At 48.2% G+C, this 274-nt stretch carries 1 pseudogene; it reads right to left on the reverse strand.

Annotated elements, in window-relative coordinates:
* Positions 1–232, reverse strand: a pseudogene (gene ypdB, locus EOS_RS42950) (two-component system response regulator YpdB); the annotation flags it as partial.
* Positions 233–274 lie beyond the last annotated feature (42 nt).

The following is a 274-nucleotide window of genomic DNA, read 5'->3' on the forward strand; positions in this document are numbered from 1 at the left end:
CAATAAACGGTTTATGGGCGAACTGGCTGATGTTTTGCGCCAGCAACACGCCATCCAGCGACGGAATATTGATATCCAGAAAAATGGCGTCGACGCGGTTATGCTGCAAAAACTTCAACACGTCCAGACCGTCGTCAAAGGTGCCGACAATCTCCATCTGGCTGTGCTCTTTAATTAGCCAGCTCAGTTCCTGTTGTGCCAGGAATTCGTCTTCAACAATGATGACTTTCACAATATCACTCCGGCTCAAAGACAATAACGTAGCCTGTGAGGC

Origin of the sequence: Caballeronia mineralivorans PML1(12) (assembly GCF_001028175.1) — a bacterium.
In the GTDB taxonomy this organism is placed as follows: domain Bacteria; phylum Pseudomonadota; class Gammaproteobacteria; order Burkholderiales; family Burkholderiaceae; genus Caballeronia; species Caballeronia mineralivorans.